Source organism: Nonomuraea sp. NPDC001699, from assembly GCF_053596455.1.
In genome coordinates this window covers 1-17,716 of record NZ_JBSFGF010000004.1, presented here as the reverse complement: position 1 = coordinate 17,716, position 17,716 = coordinate 1, and the positions used below count along the sequence as shown (strand labels likewise).

Below are 17,716 nucleotides of genomic sequence, written 5' to 3'. Positions count from 1 at the left end.
AGGGGACGACCATGCCGGTCCACAGGCTCAACCACGCGGTCCTCTACGTCCGTGACGTGGAGCGCAGCGTGGCCTTCTACCGGGAGGCGCTCGGGTTCGAGGTGGTCATGGGCATGCGCGGCGCCGCGTTCCTCCAGGCCCCCGGCTCCAGCAACGATCACGACCTCGGGCTCTTCGAGATCGGCGAGGCGGCCGGCCCCTCGACCGCCGGCCGCACCGCCGTCGGGCTCTACCACCTGGCGTGGGAGGTCGACACGCTCGACGAGCTGGAGCGCATCGCGGTCACGCTGAGCGAGCTGAACTCCCTCGTCGGCGCCTCCGACCACGGGACCACCAAGGCGCTGTACGCCAAGGACCCCGACGGGCTGGAGTTCGAGGTCTCCTGGCTGGTGCCCGCCTCGCTCATCACGGACGAGACGCTGGCCGCCCGGTCCGCCATCCGCCCGCTCGACCTGGCCGCCGACAAGGAGCGGTACGGCGCTCAGACCCGAGGCGGGGTAGGGGTGTCGATCCCGGCCTGACGTACCGTGGCAGGTATCCGATCGATTTGTTCCGGAGAGGGTCATGCCAAACGATCCGGATCACGTCCTCGACGCCATCGACGGCGTCGTGGACGAATGGGAGACGCTGAGCGCGGACGCCATGCGCTGGGCGCCGCCCGAGCACAAGTCGCCCGACCTGCTCGGCGAGGTGACGGAGATCCTGACCCCGCTCGCCGAGGCGCTCTCCGAGGTGCTGCGGCCGCTCGGCGACTCCATCAACCGCGCCCTCGACCGGCTCGGCGACGACGACTGACCGGGCCCGCCGGCACGGCCGGGCCGGGTGAGCCGTCCTGTGGCCGGGGCCGGGCTGTCACGGGCCGGTGGAGCCGTCCTGTGGCCTGGGCGCCGGTCGTCAGTCTGTTCTGCGGCGGCGGGTGCGGCGCGGGTAGGCCTTGGCCGTCTCGGCCAGCCGGGCCGAGTGCTCGGCCTGGCGCCGCCAGTGGCCGTACGCGTCGCCGCGCTGGGCCAGCCTGTCGAGCTCGCGCACGGTCGTGAGCGGGATGAACGCCGGCTCGGCGTCCCGCCACGGCGTGCCGGGCAGCGGCATGAACGTGTGCGTGTGGATGCGGGCGCCCAGCTCGGCCAGATCTCCGGCCAGCACGAGCGACTGGCGCTGGTCCTCCTCCGACTCCCCCGGCATGCCGAAGATGAAGTCGACGTTCGGCCTGAAGCCGTGCTCGACGGCGATCCTGACGGCGTCGCGCACGGGCGAGGTGTCGTGCCCCCGGCCCGAGGCGGCCAGCACCCGGTCGGACCCCGACTGGGCGCCGATGATCAGGTTGTCGTTGGCCACGTACCGCTTGAGCAGCCGCATGGCCTCGGGCGTGACGTGCTCGGGCCGCACCTCGGACGGGAAGCTGCCGAAGAACACCCGGCCGTGCGGCGGCAGCTCCTCCCTGACCCCCGCCAGCAGCTCCTCCACCGCGCCGAGATCCGGGTCGGGGCCCCGCGAGCCGTAGGAGAGCGAGGTCGGCGTGATGAACCGCACGTCACGCAGCCCCTGCTCCACCATGCCCTTGACGTGCGCGCGCACGCTCGCCACCGACCTGTGGCGGAACTGGCCGCCGAACATGAACGGCGTCTGGCAGAACCGGCACGTGTACCGGCACCCCCGCGTGATCTCGATCGGCCCCTTGCGCCCCAGGAACGACGGGAACGCGTCGAGCGGCAGTTGCGGGGCCGGACGCGTCCTGAGGGCGACGCCGTCGCCGTCCTTGACCGCGAGGCCGGGCACGGTCGTCAGCGGCTCGTCCCGCCGCAGCGCCTCGACCAGGGCGATGATCGTGGACTCGCCCTCGCCGATCGCGGCCAGGTCCCAGCCGGCGTCGATGACCTGCTGCGGCTCGGCGGTGGCGTGCACCCCGCCGGCGATGTGCAGCCCCCGGCTGTCGCTGAGCGACCGGACGGTGGCCAGCTCGGCGGCCATGGCCTCGGCGTCGGGCGAGTAGAACGACCAGAGCACGAGCACCCGGTCGGCCCGGCTCGCCGCGATGTGGGCCGCCGTCTCCTCCGGGGTGACGCCCAGCAGTTGCCGGTGCTGCACGCCCGAGTCCTCCAGGGCGGCGAGCACCGCGTGCACGCCGTACGTCACCGCCTTGCGGTAACGGACCACCACATCGACTGCCAGCGCCACGACCGGCAGCGTAGCTCAGGCGGAGGCCAGCCGCATGGGACGCAGCGCGCCGGTGAGCTTGGCCAGCTCGGCCAGCATGGCGTCGGCGGCGGCGGTCATCACGTCGTTGGGCGCCACGGTGCCGTCCTCGGCGATGAACTGCTGGTAGAAGGGGATGTTGACGGCCTCGACCACGGGGATCATCTTCAGCGTGCTGACGACCTGGCGCAGGCCGTTCACCGCCCGGGTGCCGCCGGAGATCCCGCCGTAGCTGACGAACCCCGCCGCCTTGTGCTGCCACTCGTGGTGCAGGTAGTCCAGGGCGTTCTTCAGCACGGCCGTGAAGCTGTGGTTGTACTCGGGGGTCACGAACACGAAGGCGTCGCCCCGGTCCACGGTGGCGCTCCACTCCTTGGTGTGGGCGTTCACGTACTGCTTGAGCTTGGGGTGGTTCGGCTCGTCGAGGAACGGCAGGCCCACCTCGGCCAGGTCGACCAGCTCGACGTCGAAGTGGCCGGAGGCGACGGCACGGCTCCTGAACCACTCGGCGACCTCGCGTCCGGCGCGGCCGGGACGGGTGCTGGCGACGATGATCTGCAGGACTGGCTTGTCCATGGGGTCCTCCCTCAGGTGGTTGATACCTCAACATTATTGAGTAGCTAAACATTTCTTAGCAAATGCTAGGATCGTCCCCGTGAGCCCCCATTCCGTCTGCGTCCGGTTCCACGTCGCACTCGAACTGATCGGCGCCCGCTGGTCGGGAGCCGTGATCCACATGATCTTCAAGGGCGCCCACCGCTACGCCGACCTCAAGGCGGCCATCCCCGGCATCAACGACACGATGCTGGCCCGCCGGCTGCGCGAGCTGGAGTCCGCCGGGCTCGTCGAGCGGCGCGTGCTGCCCACGTCGCCGGTGCGGGTCGAGTACCACCTCACGGAGATGGGCCAGGAGCTGCGCCCGGTGCTCGACGAGCTGGTCACCTGGGCACACAGGTGGATCCCGCTGCCCGAGGAGCCGGCCAGGTCCGCCTAGCGAATACGGGCGAGCGCCGGAGGCGGGCCGGGGGTTAGACTCCCGGGCATGCGCTGGCGACATTGATGAACCACCAGCGGCCGACGCGGCAGAAGCGCGCGCGGGCCTCCGAGGTGCCGAGCACCAGACGGAGTCCCTGTCCGCCTCTTCCGAGAGGGTCGCATGTTCGTCCCCAAGCTTTACGTCTACACGTTCCTCGGCGAGTTCGTCCTGCTCTACCCGGTGTACACGCTGTTGTTCACCGATTCCGGGCTCTCGGTGGCCGAGACGTCCTCGCTGTTCGTCATCTGGTCCGTGACCGGCATGGTGCTGGAGATCCCCTCCGGCGCCTGGGCCGACACGATGTCCCGCCGCCTGCTGCTGTTCCTGGGCCCGCTGCTGGCCGGCGCCGGCTTCGCGTTGTGGGTGCTCTTCCCGTCCTACTGGGCCTTCGCGCTGGGCTTCGTGCTGTGGGGGGCCGAGGGCGCGCTCGTCTCGGGCGCCTTCGAGGCGCTCGCGTACGAGGAGCTCGAACGCCGGGGCCTCCAGGCGCGGTACGCCGCGATCATGGGCAGGGCCCATTCGCTCGGCATCGTCGCCGCGGCGTCGGCGATCGCCCTTGCCACGCCCGTCTTCGCGGTCGGCGGCTATCCGGCGGTGGGGGTGGCCAGTGTGGTGGCCTGTCTCTTGTGTGCCGGTACGGCGTTGACGCTGCCTGAACGTCGTCGGGCGGCAACGGGTTCGTCCGGTCTGTCCGGGGATTCGGGTGGGCGGTATCTCGCGGTTCTGCGGGCCGGTGTCGCGGAGGCCCGTACCGATCGGAACGTGCTCGAAGCGATCGTCCTGATCTCCGTCGTCACGGCGATCTGGGGTGCGCTGGAGGAGTACGTCCCCTTCCTGGCCGCCGAGACCGGCGCGCCCAGGACGGCCGTGCCCCTGCTCGTCCTGGCCGTCTGGGTCGGGGCCGCGGCGGGCGGCCTGCTGGCGGGGCCCGCCCAGCGCCTGACCGGGCGGCAGTTCGCGCTGGTCCTGGCGCTGGCGGCCGCGGCCATGGCGGTGGGCGCGCTGATCCCGCATCCGGCCGGGTTCGCGCTGGTCGCCGTCTCCTTCGGGGCGTTCCAGATGGCCGGCGTGGTGGCCGACGCACGACTGCAGGAACGCGTCTCGGGCGACCAGCGGGCCACCGTGACGTCGGTGGCCGGGCTCGGCACGAACGTGGTCACCCTGGCCGTCTACACCGCCTACGGCGCGGGCTCGCCGTTCCTCTCCCACGGGACCACGTTCGCCCTCCTGGTCCTGCCGTACGTGGTCATCGCCCTGTGGCTGGCCCGGGAGCGGGTCGCGCCGATGTGATCCTCTTCGACGCGAACGGGACGCGCTTGGGCAGCGGCGGCGGCTCCTCCCCCTCCTTCTCGGGAGCCCCCGCCCCGCCCCGGCGCGCCCGCCAGCGGGACGGGAACACGGAGGCGGCCAGCAGAATGCCGCCGATCACCAAAGACCAGGTATTCAGCAATGCCGCGTACGCGTCCAGATAATCGGCGGGCACCAGATCGAATCCCATTCTGCGGTCGCCTCCCGTGGCGGCCCGTACGAGCGACGCCACGGCCAGGGCCGTGAAAGCCAGACCGGGCAGCAGTGAGGCGACCGGAGAAATCCGGGAACCGGCCAGGACGCCGATGAGGAGCGCGGTTCCGGCCAACGCCGCGGCCGCCGTCCACTCGACCGTCCAGTCGAAGCCGGACGTGGTCGCGCGGGGTCCGTACAGAAGACCGGCCGTGATCAACGGGATCGCGGCCACTCCGACCGCGGCCCCGGCGAAATGACGAACACCATTACCCATAGGGAACACCTCCAGGCCCAATACGATACCGACATACCACCGGTTACAACTTTAGGATGAAAAATCTCCATTTGTGGCCGCTGGCCGGAAGGTCGGGCATATCGCCTTAATAGGAAACATTTGGTATCTCCTCATTTGTCTGTCAGCGGTTACCGTGACAGAACCCCCCATCGAGGAGCGGCGGCATGTTTCGCTGTGCAGTGGCGGGCGCCACCATCGTGGCCGCCTGCCTGGCCAACCCCGGCCCTCCGACGCCCGGCCCCGTGATCGAGGCGCTCTCGCGCGACCTCGGCCTCTCGGAGTCCCAGGTGGTCGCCCGGCTGGCGAGCGAACGACATGCCGCCGCCCTGGAGGCCGAACTGACCGCCTCGCTGGGCGACTCCTACGCAGGGTCATGGCTGACCGAGGACGCCTCCGCCCTCGTCGTCGCCACCACCGACCCCGCCCGGACCGCCGCGATCTCGGCCCGGGGGGCGCGCCCTGTCGTCGTGCGGCACTCGCTGTCGGAGCTGGACGCCGTCGTCCAACGCCTGGACCAGGCCGCCCGCCGCCTCCAGGCCGGCCCCGCCCTCTGGTACGCCGACGTCCGCGCCAACCGCGTCGTCCTCCAGGTTCCACGGCCGGAACCCTCGCCCACCGAGGCGTCGTCGGCCGCCGGGGGCCAGGTCGCGGCGGCCCTGGTGGCGGCGGCCCGCAGCACGGCCGTCGCGGTGTCGCCGGCCGCCGAGCTCCCCCGCACGTACGGCGACATCATCGGCGGCGACCCCTTCTACGTCGGCTCGACGCGCTGCACGATCGGCTTCTCGGTCACCAAGGGCAGCGTCCCCGGCTTCGTCACCGCGGGCCACTGCGGCCACACCGGCGACCTGGTGACGTCCCCGCCCGGCACCTTCCAGGGCTCGTCCTTCCCGGTCAACGACTACGCGTGGGTCGCCACCCCCGGGCACACCGCGCAGCCGTACGTCCGCGGTCCCGGCGGCTCGCTGGTGACCGTACGCGGCTCGCTCCCGGCGACGGTGGGCGCGTCCGTGTGCCGTGCCGGCCCGACCACCGGCTGGCACTGCGGCACCGTCCAGCAGCACAACGCCACCATCACGTACGCCCAGGGCACCGTCTACGGCCTGACCCGCACCAACGTGTGCGCCGAACCGGGCGACTCAGGCGGACCGTTCATCTCGGGCGGCCAGGCCCAGGGCGTGACGTCGGGCGGCTCCGGCAACTGCAGCACCGGCGGCACGACGTACTTCCAGCCCGTCAACGAGATCCTCAGCGCGTACGGCCTGACCCTCCGCACCGCCTGACCTCCCCCCGCGCCCGCGCACACGCGGCACTCGTGCGACCCCGAACGCACGGCACCTCCCGCGAAGCCGAGCGCCCGGCACCGATGAGTTTTCCTCCCCGGTCGAGTCTGCCCTCCCGGAAGCGGATCCCTTCCGCCGTACCCGACCGCAAGGAGGCAGCGATGACGCGCCCCAACCTGAACAGCCTGCTCCTGGCCAGCACCGACCCGGCCCGACTACGCGCCTGGTACACCACGGCCCTCGACCCCGAGTCCGACACCGACGTCACCCATTACGGCGTGCTGAAGTTCGGCGACTTCCACCTCATCATCGACACCCGGGCCGACGTGGCGGACAAGAATCCCGAGCCCGGACGGGTGATACTCAACTTCGACGTCCCCGACGCGCGCGCGATCGCCGCCCGGATGGAGGAGGCGGGCGTGTCATGGCTGGCCGAGCTCGAAGACCGCGACGGCAGCCTGTTCGCCACGGCGATCGACCCCGACGGCAACTACGTCCAGATCATCCAGCTCAGCGAAGACCACCGGAAGGCGATGTGACGATGTTCGGCAAGACGAAGGCGTTCAGCGGATTCTCCGTCAACGACCTGGCCGCCGCGAAGGCGTTCTACGGCGACACCCTGGGGCTGGAGGTCTCGGAGTCGAACGGCCTGCTCACCCTGCACATCACCGGCGGCACCGACATCCTGATCTACCCCAAACCCGACCACGTCCCGGCGACCTTCACCATTCTCAACTTCCCCGTCGAGAACATCGAACGGGCCGTCGACGACCTCACGTCCCGAGGCGTGCGGTTCCAGCGCTACGACCACCTGAAGACCGACGAGAAGGGCATCTTCCGCGGCGGCGGCCCCCTGATCGCCTGGTTCACCGACCCCTCGGGCAACATCCTGTCCGTCCTCCAGGACTGACACCCGCACCAGCGGCCTCGGGCTGGGGTCGACTCACAAGCTCCTCCCCAGCCAGGCCAGAACATTCCGATCAGGTCTGCCACGTAAGAACCTGCGCGAAAGCCACGGCGGCGTGCCACGAGCGTCCGCTGCCGCTCAGAGCAACTGCATGGGTCGCCTCAAGGGATCCCAGTCGATGGTGACGAGAGCGCCATAACGCCTGGCCAGCCTGCGGCGTAAATCCTGGCTGAACGTGTTCGTCTCGACGACGATCCGATTGAGCTCTGGTTCGATGAACATCGCCAAGACCTCGGGTTCGTCGATCGGCCGGCCTTGTTCCCCGTCCTCCGTCAGGGCGGTCAGCGCCGCTCTACTGTTCCTCACCGGCCGAACCTGCGGCACGATCCGGTACGGGTCCGGTCTCCCGTATGACCGGTCCACTCCTGAGATGGGCAAGGAAGCCAGCTCCTGCCCTCGGGGCGTGACGTAGGGGGCGACGAGCCGATACGGCGCGTACAGGAGGTAGGGCGGGGCCAGATCGTGCGGATGGGTCTCGGCCCGCCGCTCAGCGATTTGGATGGCCTGACTGAACGGCCCGAGGCTCACGTACCACCGGGGCATTGACGACCTGAGTTTGTAGTACACCTCCGCAGCGTCACCTGCCGCCGGTTGCACGATCACTCGCCATTCGCCCGGCATGCTCACGGGCACCGCCGTCACAGCGTAGACAGCGAACAGCGTCAAGATCACCTTCAGCCGCATGCGGCGAGAGTGTACCCACCCGTGATCATTTGCGAGCCTTCCGCAAGACGAAGCACAACCGCTCCCTGGGGCAGGTCACGAGCACATCCAGCAGTAAAGCGCCTGACCGTTCTCTCTCGCTCGACGTGCCAGACCGACAAGTTCCTCGGTGAGCGACAACATGTACCCGTCGTTCTCATCGGTGAAGGCGGAGAACTCCTCGATGGCTGCCCATTGCTTGGCCAACCCCGGCAGGCGGGCGTCATCCACACCGGCGAGCGTGTCCCGAGCCTCCGCCGACAGTTCCACGATGCCGGGCCCCTCCAGGTACGGGGAGTCTTCCGGCAAGGCAGCCCACTCGTCATCACTTCGAGGCGCATCCTCCGGAGGAGGATACAAATTCACCGTTTCGACCAGCCCCAGGGAATAGACAACCTGCCCGGCGAATGCGACGAGTTGCCCCAGGACCACCTCGGGATCCACCCATTTGGTCACCACCACGTCCCACTCCGGAAGTCCGCGCGAGGCGTCGGCGATCTCGCGGGATTCCTCAGGCCGGACAGTCGCCTCGACACGGTCCGCAGCGCGGTAGTACTCGTAAGAGACACCCACGTACGCACTCCTGTCCGAGGTCGGTCGCCTTCTTGCAGGTGGACACGCTAGGACACGCGACCGACAGAAACGCGTGATCGCACGCCTTCGAAGTCGGAGACGAGCATCGGCCGAGCCGGTGCTGCGTCGTGCCCCCAGAGGAAGTGCGGAGGTCTGACCTCCGGGCAACGCAGGGGCCCTCCGTACCGTCCAGAAAATCCCTCGGCCGAATCCGACTGACCGCTGCCGGGCGGTACGCCCGCACAGGAACCGTCCCACTCCGCGGTCGCGGTGAAACTCGCGTTTCCGCAGGTAGCCCGCGTCTCACGTGTCCCACCCTGTCCCACGGACGATGCGCGCGACCTCGCTCCCGTGCTCGGATGAGCCCGTCACCACGTACCGATGCCACGTGCTGACGAAGGCACGAAGAGCCGGCGAGTTCCCCGTGAATGCGATCAGGAAAGGCAGTGACAGGACATGAGCCACCACGTCAGCGAGAACGTCCTCAGCGTCAAGGACATCGAGCAGCAGCCCAAGGCGCGCGGAACGAGATTCACCCTCAACGGCGCACTCTGGGCACTCCAAGCGTTGTGGGGCTTCTTCTTCGCCGGCAGCGGCTTCGGCAAGGTGCTGATGTACGACGACGTCCTGTTCGCAGCAGCCCCCCGGGCCGTGGCCTGGTACGCGGCGGTGCCTCAGTCCCTGATCGTCTTCATCGGGATCGTCGAGGTGCTCGGCGGCGTCGGCCTGATCCTGCCGGCGATGACGAAGGTCAAGCCAATGCTGACGCCTCTCGCCGCCGCCGGCCTGACGCTGACGATGATCCTCGCGGCCGGTTTCCACATCATCCGCGGCGAATACGAACTGGTGCCCGCCAATCTCCTGCTGGGCGGCGTCGCGGCGTTCATCACGGCCGGACGATGGAAGCTGCGGCCCGTCTCCCCCGCCGCCCTCACCACCCCACGCGTGCTCACCGCGATCGCGGTCCTGGTCGCACTCGCCCTGCTGACGTTCGCCCCGACGTGGTACACGATGACCAACGCCCAGTTCTGATCACCGACGGATCGAGGGCTTCGCTGACGTAGCCATTGCAACCCGGACGCCGGAAACTCGAAAGGCCCTCCGCCGGACGCGGCGAGAGGGCCTTTCACCTGCGGAGGATCTGAACCCCGGCTGGTTGCCGCCAAGCCGCCCTTCGCAACGCGGGGCACCACCGCTCAGGACACGGTCTTCCTGGAACGGGTCTGCCCCCTTCAACAGTGCCACCGGGCTCGAAGCACAGTCTCCCGCGCCATCAAATCTGTCATTCGACTAACATTTGACATCCATGTGACACAATACTCGGCATGAAGGACACCATTCCACGGCTGCTGCGAGACGCACACCGCGCCAGAAGGCGCCACGAGTGGGCAGCAGTCCAGCGACGGCGGCTCGCCGAGATCGTCGAATACGCCCGCACCAACTCGCCCTACTACCGCGATCTCTACAGCGGCCTGCCTCCCGACATCGACGACTCCGCATCGCTGCCCGTCACCGACAAGAAGGCGTTGATGGCGCACTACGACGATTGGGCCACCGACCGCGAGGTGACGCTGGCACGGGCGCGCGCCTTCGCCGCAGATCCGCAACTGGTCGGTGGACGGTTCCTCGACCGATACCTGCTGGTCACCACCTCGGGCACCACAGGAAACCCCGCGATCTTCGTCAAGGACGACCGCGACATCGCCGTCAACTACGCCCTCAGCATTCGGATGATGGGGTCCTGGCTCACCCTCGCCGACCTCACCCAGATCGTGGCCGGCGGCGGACGGATGGCCATCGTGGCCGCGACGAACGGCCATTTCCTGGTCTCGGCCGGCGCCGCCCGCATGCGCGCACATCGGTTACAGCGCAAGGCCGTCCGTCTCTTCTCCGTGCACACCCCTCTCGGTGAACTGGTCGAGGCGCTCGACCGGTTCCGCCCCGCCCTGCTGCTCGGCTACGGCAGCGTCCTCAACCTGCTCGCCGCCGAGCAGGAGTCGGGACGGCTGCACATCGCGCCGGTGGTGGTCGAACCCGCCGGCGAGACGCTGACCAGCGGTGACTACGCGCGGATGGCCCGCGCCTTCGAAGCCAAGGTCCGCGACACCTACGGCGCCAGCGAGTGTCCCTTCCTCACCGAGGGCTGCGCGTACGGTTGGTATCACGTCAACAGCGACTGGGCCCTGGTCGAACCGGTCGAAGCCGACCACTCCCCGACCCCGCCGGGCAGGCCGTCCCACACCGTTCTGGTGACTAATCTGGCCAACCGCGTACAGCCGATCCTGCGCTACGACCTCGGCGACAGCGTCCTGCAACGGCCTGACCCGTGTCCGTGCGGCAACCCCCTGCCGGCCATACGGGTACAGGGACGCGTGGCCAACCTGCTCACGTTCACCACCGGACGGGGCGAGGTCGTCATCGCGCCGCTGATGCTCAACACCCTGGTGGACCGCACGCCTGGAGTCCAGCTCTACCAGATCGTCCAAACCAGCCCGGCGAACCTGCGCATACGGATGCCGCCCTCGCCCGGGGCGGATCCGGAAACGGTGTGGAGGGCGGTGCTCGACGCGATCGGCGGCCTGCTCACCGACCACAAGCTGGACCATGTCATCCTGGAACGCGCTGAGGAGCCGCCGCAGCAATCCCCCGGCGGAAAGTATCGGACGGTCGTCCCGCTGAAGGATTTCGCATGATGTCAGATTCCCAGCAGCCCGGACTGCGGGAGCGCAAGAAGGCCGGCACTCGCGCCGCCATCCAGCGACATGCGCTGCGCCTGTTCCGCGAGCAGGGTTACGACGCCACCAGCGTCGAGCAGATCGCCCAAGCGGCCGACGTCTCGCACCGGACGGTGTTCCGCTACTTCCCGACCAAGGAAGCGTTGGTCACCCTCGATGACTACGACACCCTCATCGCCGAGGCGTGCGAGGCCCAGCCGCCGGAACTCGGTCCGGTGCCGGCGCTGCGCAACGCCTTCCGGGCCGTGTTCACCGACCTGACCGACGTAGAGGTCGCCGCGAAGCAGGAGCGCCAGGCGCTGGTGCTCAGCGTCCCCTCGCTGTGGGCGGCCAGTCTCGCCAACATCACCCAGACCAAGCAGACGCTCACCGAACTGGTCGCAGCCAGGCTGGGCCGTCCGCAACGCGACGACCGAGTGCGGGCCGTCGCAGGCGCGGTGTTCGGCATCCTGCTGTCGGTCTGGCTGGACTGGGCCAAGGACCCGGAGTTGGACGCCCCGGCGCTGTTGGACAACGCGCTCGCCCATCTCGAAAGCTCCGTTAGCTAGAGCTGTGGCGCCAAGCCGGGGATGGTTCCAGCACGGGTTGCTGGCCGCAGGGTATGGCGGTGAGGTCGTGAGTGACCGTGGTTGACCGCTCGTCACCTTGGTTGATGGCCCGCTGATCAGCGCTGATCCGGAGCCGGAGGGACTTCCTCGGCGATGATGTCTACTGTGCCTGACCTGTTGTGGGATGACGTGAAGGGCCTCTTCGACCCCGACATCAACGGAACGTTGCCCGACGTGGTCGTAGAAGGAACGACTGTCGAGGACTGGCAGGTGCTGCTTGAGCTCGTTCGGTCGCAGGATTGGCAGTACGCCTACTCGCTGACTGGCGAGCCGACGGAGCTCACGTCGGCTGCCGACATGGTCGCCGCTGCATCCGCCGGCGCCACGCCTGAGGTGAGAGTCTGGCCGATCCCCGAGGTCCTGATGATCTTCCGGCTGTATCAGGCCGAGTCGATCGACTTCGACGTCAACCTTAGAGAATTGCAGGGGCAGGAGCGGTTGGATGTCCTGGTGGCTGTCCTCCGCCTGATCGGACAGCGTCTCGGGAAGTCTGTGCTGATGACTGCGGAAGGTTCTCCCGGTCATCCGGATCTCGGCTTCGATGTCGAGGCCGGCCGGGTGGTGCTGATGGTCGGACCGACTGGTCCGGGTCACGAATTCGCTCCAGGCGGCCGTTGAACCACCACCTGGAGCTTGGGGATGTCTCCTGTGGAGTGAGTACGCTGCCGGGATGGTCTCGGACTATGGGATGTCGGGGTCGCAGTTCCCGCCGAGGCGGGTAGCCGGTCGGGGGCGTGGCTGGTATCGAGGTGACTGCCATGTGCACTCGGTTCTCTCGAATGGCGGAGAGCTGACGCCGGAGCAGCTTGCGGCCGGTGCTCGTGCGGCGGGGCTGGACTTCATCGCGACCACCGAGCACAACACCGCAACTGCGCATGGCGCCTGGGGCTCGCTCGTCGGCGACGACCTACTGGTGATCATCGGCCAGGAAGCCACCAGCCGAACCGGGCACTGGCTGGCGCTCGGCATCGATCCGGGGCAGGTGGTCGACTGGCGGTACGGCGTCCGCGACGACGTGATCGGCAAGCAGCTGGATCAGGTACATGAGACCGGTGGGCTGTGCGTGGCGGCCCACCCGCACGCGCCGTACCCCTCTGGTGTCTTCATGTACCCGTTCGAGGGGTTCGACGTGGTGGAGGTGTGGAACGGGCTGTGGAGCTCCGATGAGCCGTGGCAGGCGGACAATGCGGCAGCACTGGCCGAATGGGGTCGCGGCCTGGCCGTCGACATCCGCCGTGGACGGTGGCGACCGGCGATGGGCAACAGCGATGCCCATCTGGAGGGCCAGATCGGCAGACCGCACACCATCGTGCTGGCCGAGGAATTGAGTGCTGACGCAGTCCTCGCCGGCATCCGTGCCGGCCGGAGCTGGATCGCCGAATCGGCCACGGTTGAGCTGTCGCTCCAGGTCTCTGCTGGTGATGGCAGTGCCGGCATCGGGGAGCGGCTGGATACCCACGGCGGACCTGCTGTGGTCCGGGTGGACGTCCGTGGTGTGCCGTCCGGCACCGTCAGCTTTCACACCGATCGAGGGACGGTGCACCGCGCAGCATTGCCGGGCAATGGATCAGGCGTCCTGGAGTGGCAGACCAACGCGGAGGAATCAGCCTTCGTCCGCATAGAGGTGCGTCATCCCGACGAACACATGGCGGCGCTCACCAACCCCATCATCCTGAGCTGAAAGACCGAAAGGTCGGCGCGGCGCCCGGGGTCGCAGCGGACGGTTGAAGGTGCCCGTTGCAACCAGAACTGCAACCAAGACACCCGGAAAGTTCGAAAGGCCCTTCCCCGAAGATCGGGGAAGGGCCTTTCAGCTGCGGAGGATCGGGGATTTGAACCCCGGATGGTGTTGCCACCAAACCGCATTAGCAGCTCGGAGCTCGACCGTTCCGATCGGCTCCATCTGGACCAACGCGCTTGATCGGACCATCTGGAACGGCATGGGACAGCGGTGAACCGCAACCCGAACTGCAACCCGCCTCAAGGGCGTCAACCGTCGTAGTCTTCGAACTCCCACTCTCCGACCCGGCCAATCTTCTCGGCGAGTTCAGTCGACGTCGGAACCTCCTGTACTGCTATCCGGTCGCTCAGCCACTTGGCCACCTCGGGGGACGCAGCTCGGGTACGAAGAGCCAATGGCGGCCGATGGAAAGGGGTGCTGTCGCAGTTGAGCGGCAAGAGCCGATGGGCTGAGACGGTGAGCTGGAACCGTTCCTCGCCCGGCTCTTCCTGCGGGCCGACGTACATCTCCAGCAGCTCACAGGCATAGGCAGGGTAGTCGATGCATCGTCCGAGTTCGAGGTCTGGCCATCGGAAGGCCGGCACTTGTGCTCTCATCGCCCGATGATCGCCGATCTAACGGGCACGGCTCCCTACGTAGCAGGGCGGCAGCGTCCTCTGGCCACACCGATAGCAATGCCACACAGCAGGAGTATTACGTGGAGCCTCCTGGTCTGGCCCACTCGTCCATGGCCTCCGAGGTGCTTGCCAGTGCCTGTTCGACGAGCTCGTTCAGATCGGCGAGGTCGTTGCAGGAGGGAAAGTAGACTGGCGCAAGGCCAAACACCGGGTCATTGAGGTCGACCTTCGATAGGTCGATGCGCGAGTCAAGGTTGTAATGCATCAGGGTGTTACGGAAAGGCTTGGCGCTTCGATTCATGATCGCCTGCGTGACAGGTGTGTCGAGAATTTCCTGCAGGACCTGGGACGACCGAGGCGTAAGCGAGTACCTCTCGTCGAGGCGCAGGATTTGCAGACTCCCAAGAACCTGATAAAGGGTCAGGAATCTGATTTTAAACTCCGTATAATCAAATGTTCCATTAGCGTCAGGCAATGAGATGACTGCGCTTACGAAGTTAACCATGCAGCGAAACACCGTTAGAAGGGCATTGAGATCCTGACCACTGGGGCCATCGAAACCTCGGCTGTAATAGTCGGCGGAACGCACGTCGTCGCCAATCTTACCCATTTTCCGTGGGTCGATTTGACTAAAGAATGTACCCCCGCCCTCGGCAGGAATCTGGGCGCCCAGCCATCCAAAGTAACGGCCGTATTGCTGGGAAAATGCCCTGATCTCTTGACCCGTCATTGCTAGCGTGTCACGTGGCGACAGGCCGAGATGGAAGTTTGCGGCGTGAGTCGTCGAGATGAGTCGCGAAGCGTAGGAAAACAGGCCAAGATCGGTCTCAAGGAATCGGAACAGCTGTGGCGCATTACCAGTGAAATACTCAGTATGCGTCGCAAGAATCTCGTCGCGGAAGTAGTCGAGTTGCCCATCAATGCCACGCTTGGTGTCCTCGAAAAGCTTCAGACTGTGGCGGGAACGCGCCACGATCTCCTTGAAGTCAGCTGACACATGCGCCGCAATCACCGGGTCAGCCTTGGCTAGCTTCGCATACGACTCGTGAACAAAAAGTGCGATGTACGGCATCACGCAGAGGGAGAATAGTCCGACGCATTCAACGCGACTAGGGTGACGGAAGTCAGCAGCTAGTCGACCAACCCAAGCCGTGTCGTTCGCTATGCCCTGCTGGATGACCTTCTGCCGAATATCCATGGACTCCAGTGTAGGCCTTGGGGTTGTCCCGCTTGCCAACTTCAAATCGCTCGCGATAGCAATCAGTACCAATGCCCTTGCCAGCTCAGCTACCGGCCCCATGTGCCCAGCTGCCAGCGGGCGACGGACCGCGAGGCGGCGCGGAGCACCGCCCTCAGGTGACGCCGCCACAGCCAGCTAGAGATCAATCTCAGTACCAACACCGCACCCTGAACGGCGTAGCCAGCCGCCCATAGAGTTGCCGGGAGGTCGCCTTACTGCTCCTGCGTCGCCCATGAACGTCCGCCGAGTTCTGCCGGGGCTCGCCATCTCTGCTAGAGCCATAGCTGTACAGCGGTGATCGGCGCTAGCTGGCTCCGGCGATCCGGTCCACCCTGTACCGCTAGCTGCGCCGAGCGTCGTAGAGTGTCGCTCTCGGAGCAGTGTGTGCTTGCAAGACACAAATTGGAGCACCACCTCGTCCTTACTACGCAGACGACTTGGAGCGAGCTGTGCCCCAACTCAAGCCTGGCGATCGTCGCCCTGCGGAGTGGTGGCTGCCTGAGATGGCGGACACCCACGAAGTTCCAGGGCTATATGAAATTCTCGACACTGGAGCAGCTCGTGCCACCTTGTTCAAAAGCTTACGCAAGGACGCCAGGCCACTTTTGGACGACGACAGGACCCACGAACTGCTATATGGCAGAGCATACAACTGCAGTAAGATCACTCTGTATAACAGTCGACGCTCAGGGGGGCAGACCGGAATAGGCCCGCTAGCAATTATCAATTACTCGCCTTGGCTAGCCATTGAGGGTGCGTGGCTGTCGCGCGAACAACTAGCGATTAGTAATGCACGAATCGAATTTCATGGACAACAGGATTGGTCTAAGTGGGTCAGCTTTGCACCGATTCTGTGCCAGCAGAGCCCTCCTGTCGGTGGCTACATTCATACGCCAAGCGAGCCAGTCTCAGCTGCAGTGCCTGGAGGCACGGTCAGCATCAGAGATTTATCTGGTATATCGGATAATGCCGGATCTGAGATAACCCTTCACTCCGGATGTCAGTTTGAAATCATCCTTGATGCGTCTGTCCCTATTGAAGACTTCATGAAGGACTGGATATTGCCGTTAGAAGTGCTGATCACGATGGCTACCGGCAGGCCAGGAGGAGTGAAGTCCCTATCAATCACCAACCGCGAGTGGGACCTTGACAACATCAGGCATCCGAGTGAACTCTGGCTGAAGGTTCGATCACGCTCCGCAGCAGGCTCTGGGGCCCCAAGACCGGTTTACGGGCACGAAGTGTTGTTCACACTCCAGGAGATGGATTGGGAGAGGCAATGCCCACTAATCTATGAGACAGTCGCCAAATGGGAATACGTCGTGGAGCTTTGGGCGACACTTCTACACCCTGACAACAAGTGGCCTCTCGCTCGTTTCATGAGTGCGGTTCAAGCCGTGGAAGCCCTTGATCGCCTACTGTCTCCTGATGTGTACGACGGAGGCAAGTTAGGAGTCGCTTTTGCAGACAAAGTCCTTAGGGCGTTGAGTCAAGCGGGATTTAGCAACAAGGAGCGCAAAAAGGTAAACACTCGACTGCAAAGGTTAACAGATCCCTCGCTCGAAGCACGACTGCGACGCCTAGCTAAGCTTTTTGCGCCATCTCTAGACATCTTGTGCTCGGAGACTGATTGGCCCCATCGAGTAGCTCGGCTACGCAATATCATTGCTCACGGCTTGCCAGAAGCTCGTGACTATGTCTTCGATTCCAGGGCGCTTCGGGTAGGCACGGAGCTTGCCCTACACATGCTGGAATCAGCCTGGCTGCATAATGCGGGTTTCGATGCGCAAGATGCGGCGGTTATCCTCTCTCGGCGAGGTAACTTCGCATCTCGTCGAACCTTAGTTGCTGAAAACTTTCACTGCCTACCAAAGGCGCCGAACGGATAGTTCAATGACCGGGACGCGGCCCCAGGGCCACGCCGATGCACCCGCAACTCAGAGGCCATCAGTCATGGTGCCCGATGGGGCAGGGCTGAGGTACGAAGCCCTGGACCTCCGATCGCCCCCGACCATGTGCGGCGACATAGCCATGCAGTGGCGATCGTAGGGCTGCATCTGTGCGGCGCCGCGGCAACCCCGGTCGGTGCGTTCGGTTGGTACGGCGGGGCTGGCGTGCGGTGCCCGGCCCGGTGTCCCGCCGCCGTCCGGGACCGGCCCCCAGGCCGCACGCCCGGACGGCGGGCGGGCGGAGGGCCGGGGGTACGGCGGCGCGCCAGATCGGAAG

At 66.4% G+C, this 17,716-nt stretch carries 20 protein-coding genes; 13 read left to right on the top strand and 7 right to left on the bottom strand.

From position 1 onward, the window contains the following. Nucleotides 1-11 precede the first annotated feature (11 nt). On the top strand, nucleotides 12-521 hold the full coding sequence (locus ACWCSU_RS13425) for a VOC family protein (protein ID WP_357692881.1): 510 nt from the start codon (nucleotides 12-14) through the stop codon (nucleotides 519-521). Between the two features lie 43 nt (nucleotides 522-564). Beyond that, entirely contained in the window at nucleotides 565-795 is a 231-nt protein-coding gene (locus ACWCSU_RS13420) for a hypothetical protein (protein WP_357692883.1), read from the top strand. Between the two features lie 99 nt (nucleotides 796-894). Here the strand turns inward: ACWCSU_RS13420 and ACWCSU_RS13415 are convergent, their stop codons facing one another. Further along, nucleotides 895-2,175, bottom strand: a complete 1,281-nt coding sequence (locus ACWCSU_RS13415; RefSeq protein WP_449935125.1) for a TIGR04013 family B12-binding domain/radical SAM domain-containing protein — start codon at nucleotides 2,173-2,175, stop codon at nucleotides 895-897. A 15-nt stretch (nucleotides 2,176-2,190) separates the two neighbouring features. Continuing rightward, nucleotides 2,191-2,769, bottom strand: a complete 579-nt coding sequence (locus tag ACWCSU_RS13410; protein WP_364083089.1) for an NADPH-dependent FMN reductase — start codon at nucleotides 2,767-2,769, stop codon at nucleotides 2,191-2,193. A gap of 79 nt (nucleotides 2,770-2,848) precedes the next feature. Between ACWCSU_RS13410 and ACWCSU_RS13405 the strand changes: the two genes are divergently transcribed. Further along, on the top strand, nucleotides 2,849-3,187 hold the full coding sequence (locus tag ACWCSU_RS13405) for a winged helix-turn-helix transcriptional regulator (RefSeq protein ID WP_449935124.1): 339 nt from the start codon (nucleotides 2,849-2,851) through the stop codon (nucleotides 3,185-3,187). 162 nt (nucleotides 3,188-3,349) lie between these two features. Next, nucleotides 3,350-4,519, top strand: coding sequence for an MFS transporter (locus tag ACWCSU_RS13400; protein ID WP_449935123.1), 1,170 nt, complete (start codon nucleotides 3,350-3,352; stop codon nucleotides 4,517-4,519). Here ACWCSU_RS13400 and ACWCSU_RS13395 read toward each other — a convergent pair. Then, nucleotides 4,476-5,006: a hypothetical protein gene (locus ACWCSU_RS13395; protein ID WP_449935122.1), complete on the bottom strand. Its 531-nt coding sequence runs from the start codon at nucleotides 5,004-5,006 to the stop codon at nucleotides 4,476-4,478. The two genes, ACWCSU_RS13400 and ACWCSU_RS13395, sit on opposite strands and share 44 nt — an antisense overlap. 185 nt (nucleotides 5,007-5,191) lie before the next feature. Here ACWCSU_RS13395 and ACWCSU_RS13390 point away from each other — a divergent pair, with 185 nt between their 5' ends. The 3 genes from ACWCSU_RS13390 to ACWCSU_RS13380 all read left to right on the top strand — a co-directional run bounded on the left by ACWCSU_RS13390 (nucleotide 5,192) and on the right by ACWCSU_RS13380 (nucleotide 7,217). Next, a complete protein-coding gene (locus tag ACWCSU_RS13390) occupies nucleotides 5,192-6,307 on the top strand; it encodes a S1 family peptidase (protein WP_449935121.1) in 1,116 nt (371 codons plus the stop codon). Between the two features lie 161 nt (nucleotides 6,308-6,468). Continuing rightward, the gene (locus ACWCSU_RS13385) at nucleotides 6,469-6,846 is read left to right on the top strand and encodes a VOC family protein (protein ID WP_364083101.1); all 378 of its coding nucleotides are present in this window, start codon (nucleotides 6,469-6,471) and stop codon (nucleotides 6,844-6,846) included. Between the two features lie 2 nt (nucleotides 6,847-6,848). Beyond that, entirely contained in the window at nucleotides 6,849-7,217 is a 369-nt protein-coding gene (locus tag ACWCSU_RS13380) for a VOC family protein (RefSeq protein WP_449935120.1), read from the top strand. A gap of 135 nt (nucleotides 7,218-7,352) precedes the next feature. On the opposite strand, the gene ACWCSU_RS13375 is transcribed toward ACWCSU_RS13380, so the two are convergent. Together ACWCSU_RS13375 and ACWCSU_RS13370 are read right to left on the bottom strand one after the other, a co-directional pair. Further along, a complete protein-coding gene (locus ACWCSU_RS13375; protein WP_449935119.1) occupies nucleotides 7,353-7,958 on the bottom strand; it encodes a hypothetical protein in 606 nt (201 codons plus the stop codon). 75 nt (nucleotides 7,959-8,033) lie between these two features. Further along, the gene (locus ACWCSU_RS13370) at nucleotides 8,034-8,549 is read right to left on the bottom strand and encodes a hypothetical protein (protein WP_449935118.1); all 516 of its coding nucleotides are present in this window, start codon (nucleotides 8,547-8,549) and stop codon (nucleotides 8,034-8,036) included. 456 nt (nucleotides 8,550-9,005) lie between these two features. Here ACWCSU_RS13370 and ACWCSU_RS13365 point away from each other — a divergent pair, with 456 nt between their 5' ends. From ACWCSU_RS13365 to ACWCSU_RS13345, 5 genes are all read left to right on the top strand, one after another. Further along, on the top strand, nucleotides 9,006-9,581 hold the full coding sequence (locus tag ACWCSU_RS13365) for a DoxX family protein (protein ID WP_449935117.1): 576 nt from the start codon (nucleotides 9,006-9,008) through the stop codon (nucleotides 9,579-9,581). Between the two features lie 293 nt (nucleotides 9,582-9,874). Further along, nucleotides 9,875-11,242 carry a phenylacetate--CoA ligase family protein gene (locus ACWCSU_RS13360; RefSeq protein WP_449935116.1) on the top strand — a complete coding sequence of 456 codons (1,368 nt, stop codon included), beginning with the start codon at nucleotides 9,875-9,877 and terminating at the stop codon, nucleotides 11,240-11,242. Next, nucleotides 11,239-11,832, top strand: a complete 594-nt coding sequence (locus ACWCSU_RS13355) for a TetR/AcrR family transcriptional regulator (RefSeq protein ID WP_449935115.1) — start codon at nucleotides 11,239-11,241, stop codon at nucleotides 11,830-11,832. Before ACWCSU_RS13360 ends, ACWCSU_RS13355 begins: the two co-directional genes overlap by 4 nt. Before the next feature lie 165 nt (nucleotides 11,833-11,997). Further along, nucleotides 11,998-12,510, top strand: a complete 513-nt coding sequence (locus ACWCSU_RS13350) for a hypothetical protein (RefSeq protein WP_449935114.1) — start codon at nucleotides 11,998-12,000, stop codon at nucleotides 12,508-12,510. A gap of 52 nt (nucleotides 12,511-12,562) precedes the next feature. Next, nucleotides 12,563-13,573, top strand: a complete 1,011-nt coding sequence (locus ACWCSU_RS13345) for a CehA/McbA family metallohydrolase (protein WP_449935112.1) — start codon at nucleotides 12,563-12,565, stop codon at nucleotides 13,571-13,573. 308 nt (nucleotides 13,574-13,881) lie between these two features. Here the strand turns inward: ACWCSU_RS13345 and ACWCSU_RS13340 are convergent, their stop codons facing one another. Both ACWCSU_RS13340 and ACWCSU_RS13335 read right to left on the bottom strand, forming a co-directional pair. Continuing rightward, nucleotides 13,882-14,229: an Imm8 family immunity protein gene (locus ACWCSU_RS13340; protein ID WP_449935111.1), complete on the bottom strand. Its 348-nt coding sequence runs from the start codon at nucleotides 14,227-14,229 to the stop codon at nucleotides 13,882-13,884. Between the two features lie 97 nt (nucleotides 14,230-14,326). Further along, nucleotides 14,327-15,448 carry a hypothetical protein gene (locus ACWCSU_RS13335; RefSeq protein WP_449935110.1) on the bottom strand — a complete coding sequence of 374 codons (1,122 nt, stop codon included), beginning with the start codon at nucleotides 15,446-15,448 and terminating at the stop codon, nucleotides 14,327-14,329. Between the two features lie 422 nt (nucleotides 15,449-15,870). Here ACWCSU_RS13335 and ACWCSU_RS13330 point away from each other — a divergent pair, with 422 nt between their 5' ends. Further along, entirely contained in the window at nucleotides 15,871-17,379 is a 1,509-nt protein-coding gene (locus tag ACWCSU_RS13330; RefSeq protein ID WP_449935109.1) for an ApeA N-terminal domain 1-containing protein, read from the top strand. Nucleotides 17,380-17,716 lie beyond the last annotated feature (337 nt).

What these genes read in the sequence shown, in the direction of transcription:
- ACWCSU_RS13425 (WP_357692881.1), top strand. Translation starts at nt 12, where the DNA reads ATGCCGGTCCACAGGCTCAACCACGCGGTCCTCTACGTCCGTGACGTG.
- ACWCSU_RS13420 (WP_357692883.1), top strand. Translation starts at nt 565, where the DNA reads ATGCCAAACGATCCGGATCACGTCCTCGACGCCATCGACGGCGTCGTG.
- ACWCSU_RS13410 (WP_364083089.1), bottom strand. Translation starts at nt 2,769, where the DNA reads ATGGACAAGCCAGTCCTGCAGATCATCGTCGCCAGCACCCGTCCCGGC.
- ACWCSU_RS13400 (WP_449935123.1), top strand. Translation starts at nt 3,350, where the DNA reads ATGTTCGTCCCCAAGCTTTACGTCTACACGTTCCTCGGCGAGTTCGTC.
- ACWCSU_RS13395 (WP_449935122.1), bottom strand. Translation starts at nt 5,006, where the DNA reads ATGGGTAATGGTGTTCGTCATTTCGCCGGGGCCGCGGTCGGAGTGGCC.
- ACWCSU_RS13390 (WP_449935121.1), top strand. Translation starts at nt 5,192, where the DNA reads ATGTTTCGCTGTGCAGTGGCGGGCGCCACCATCGTGGCCGCCTGCCTG.
- ACWCSU_RS13385 (WP_364083101.1), top strand. Translation starts at nt 6,469, where the DNA reads ATGACGCGCCCCAACCTGAACAGCCTGCTCCTGGCCAGCACCGACCCG.
- ACWCSU_RS13380 (WP_449935120.1), top strand. Translation starts at nt 6,849, where the DNA reads ATGTTCGGCAAGACGAAGGCGTTCAGCGGATTCTCCGTCAACGACCTG.
- ACWCSU_RS13375 (WP_449935119.1), bottom strand. Translation starts at nt 7,958, where the DNA reads ATGCGGCTGAAGGTGATCTTGACGCTGTTCGCTGTCTACGCTGTGACG.
- ACWCSU_RS13365 (WP_449935117.1), top strand. Translation starts at nt 9,006, where the DNA reads ATGAGCCACCACGTCAGCGAGAACGTCCTCAGCGTCAAGGACATCGAG.
- ACWCSU_RS13360 (WP_449935116.1), top strand. Translation starts at nt 9,875, where the DNA reads ATGAAGGACACCATTCCACGGCTGCTGCGAGACGCACACCGCGCCAGA.
- ACWCSU_RS13355 (WP_449935115.1), top strand. Translation starts at nt 11,239, where the DNA reads ATGATGTCAGATTCCCAGCAGCCCGGACTGCGGGAGCGCAAGAAGGCC.
- ACWCSU_RS13345 (WP_449935112.1), top strand. Translation starts at nt 12,563, where the DNA reads ATGGTCTCGGACTATGGGATGTCGGGGTCGCAGTTCCCGCCGAGGCGG.
- ACWCSU_RS13340 (WP_449935111.1), bottom strand. Translation starts at nt 14,229, where the DNA reads ATGAGAGCACAAGTGCCGGCCTTCCGATGGCCAGACCTCGAACTCGGA.
- ACWCSU_RS13335 (WP_449935110.1), bottom strand. Translation starts at nt 15,448, where the DNA reads ATGGATATTCGGCAGAAGGTCATCCAGCAGGGCATAGCGAACGACACG.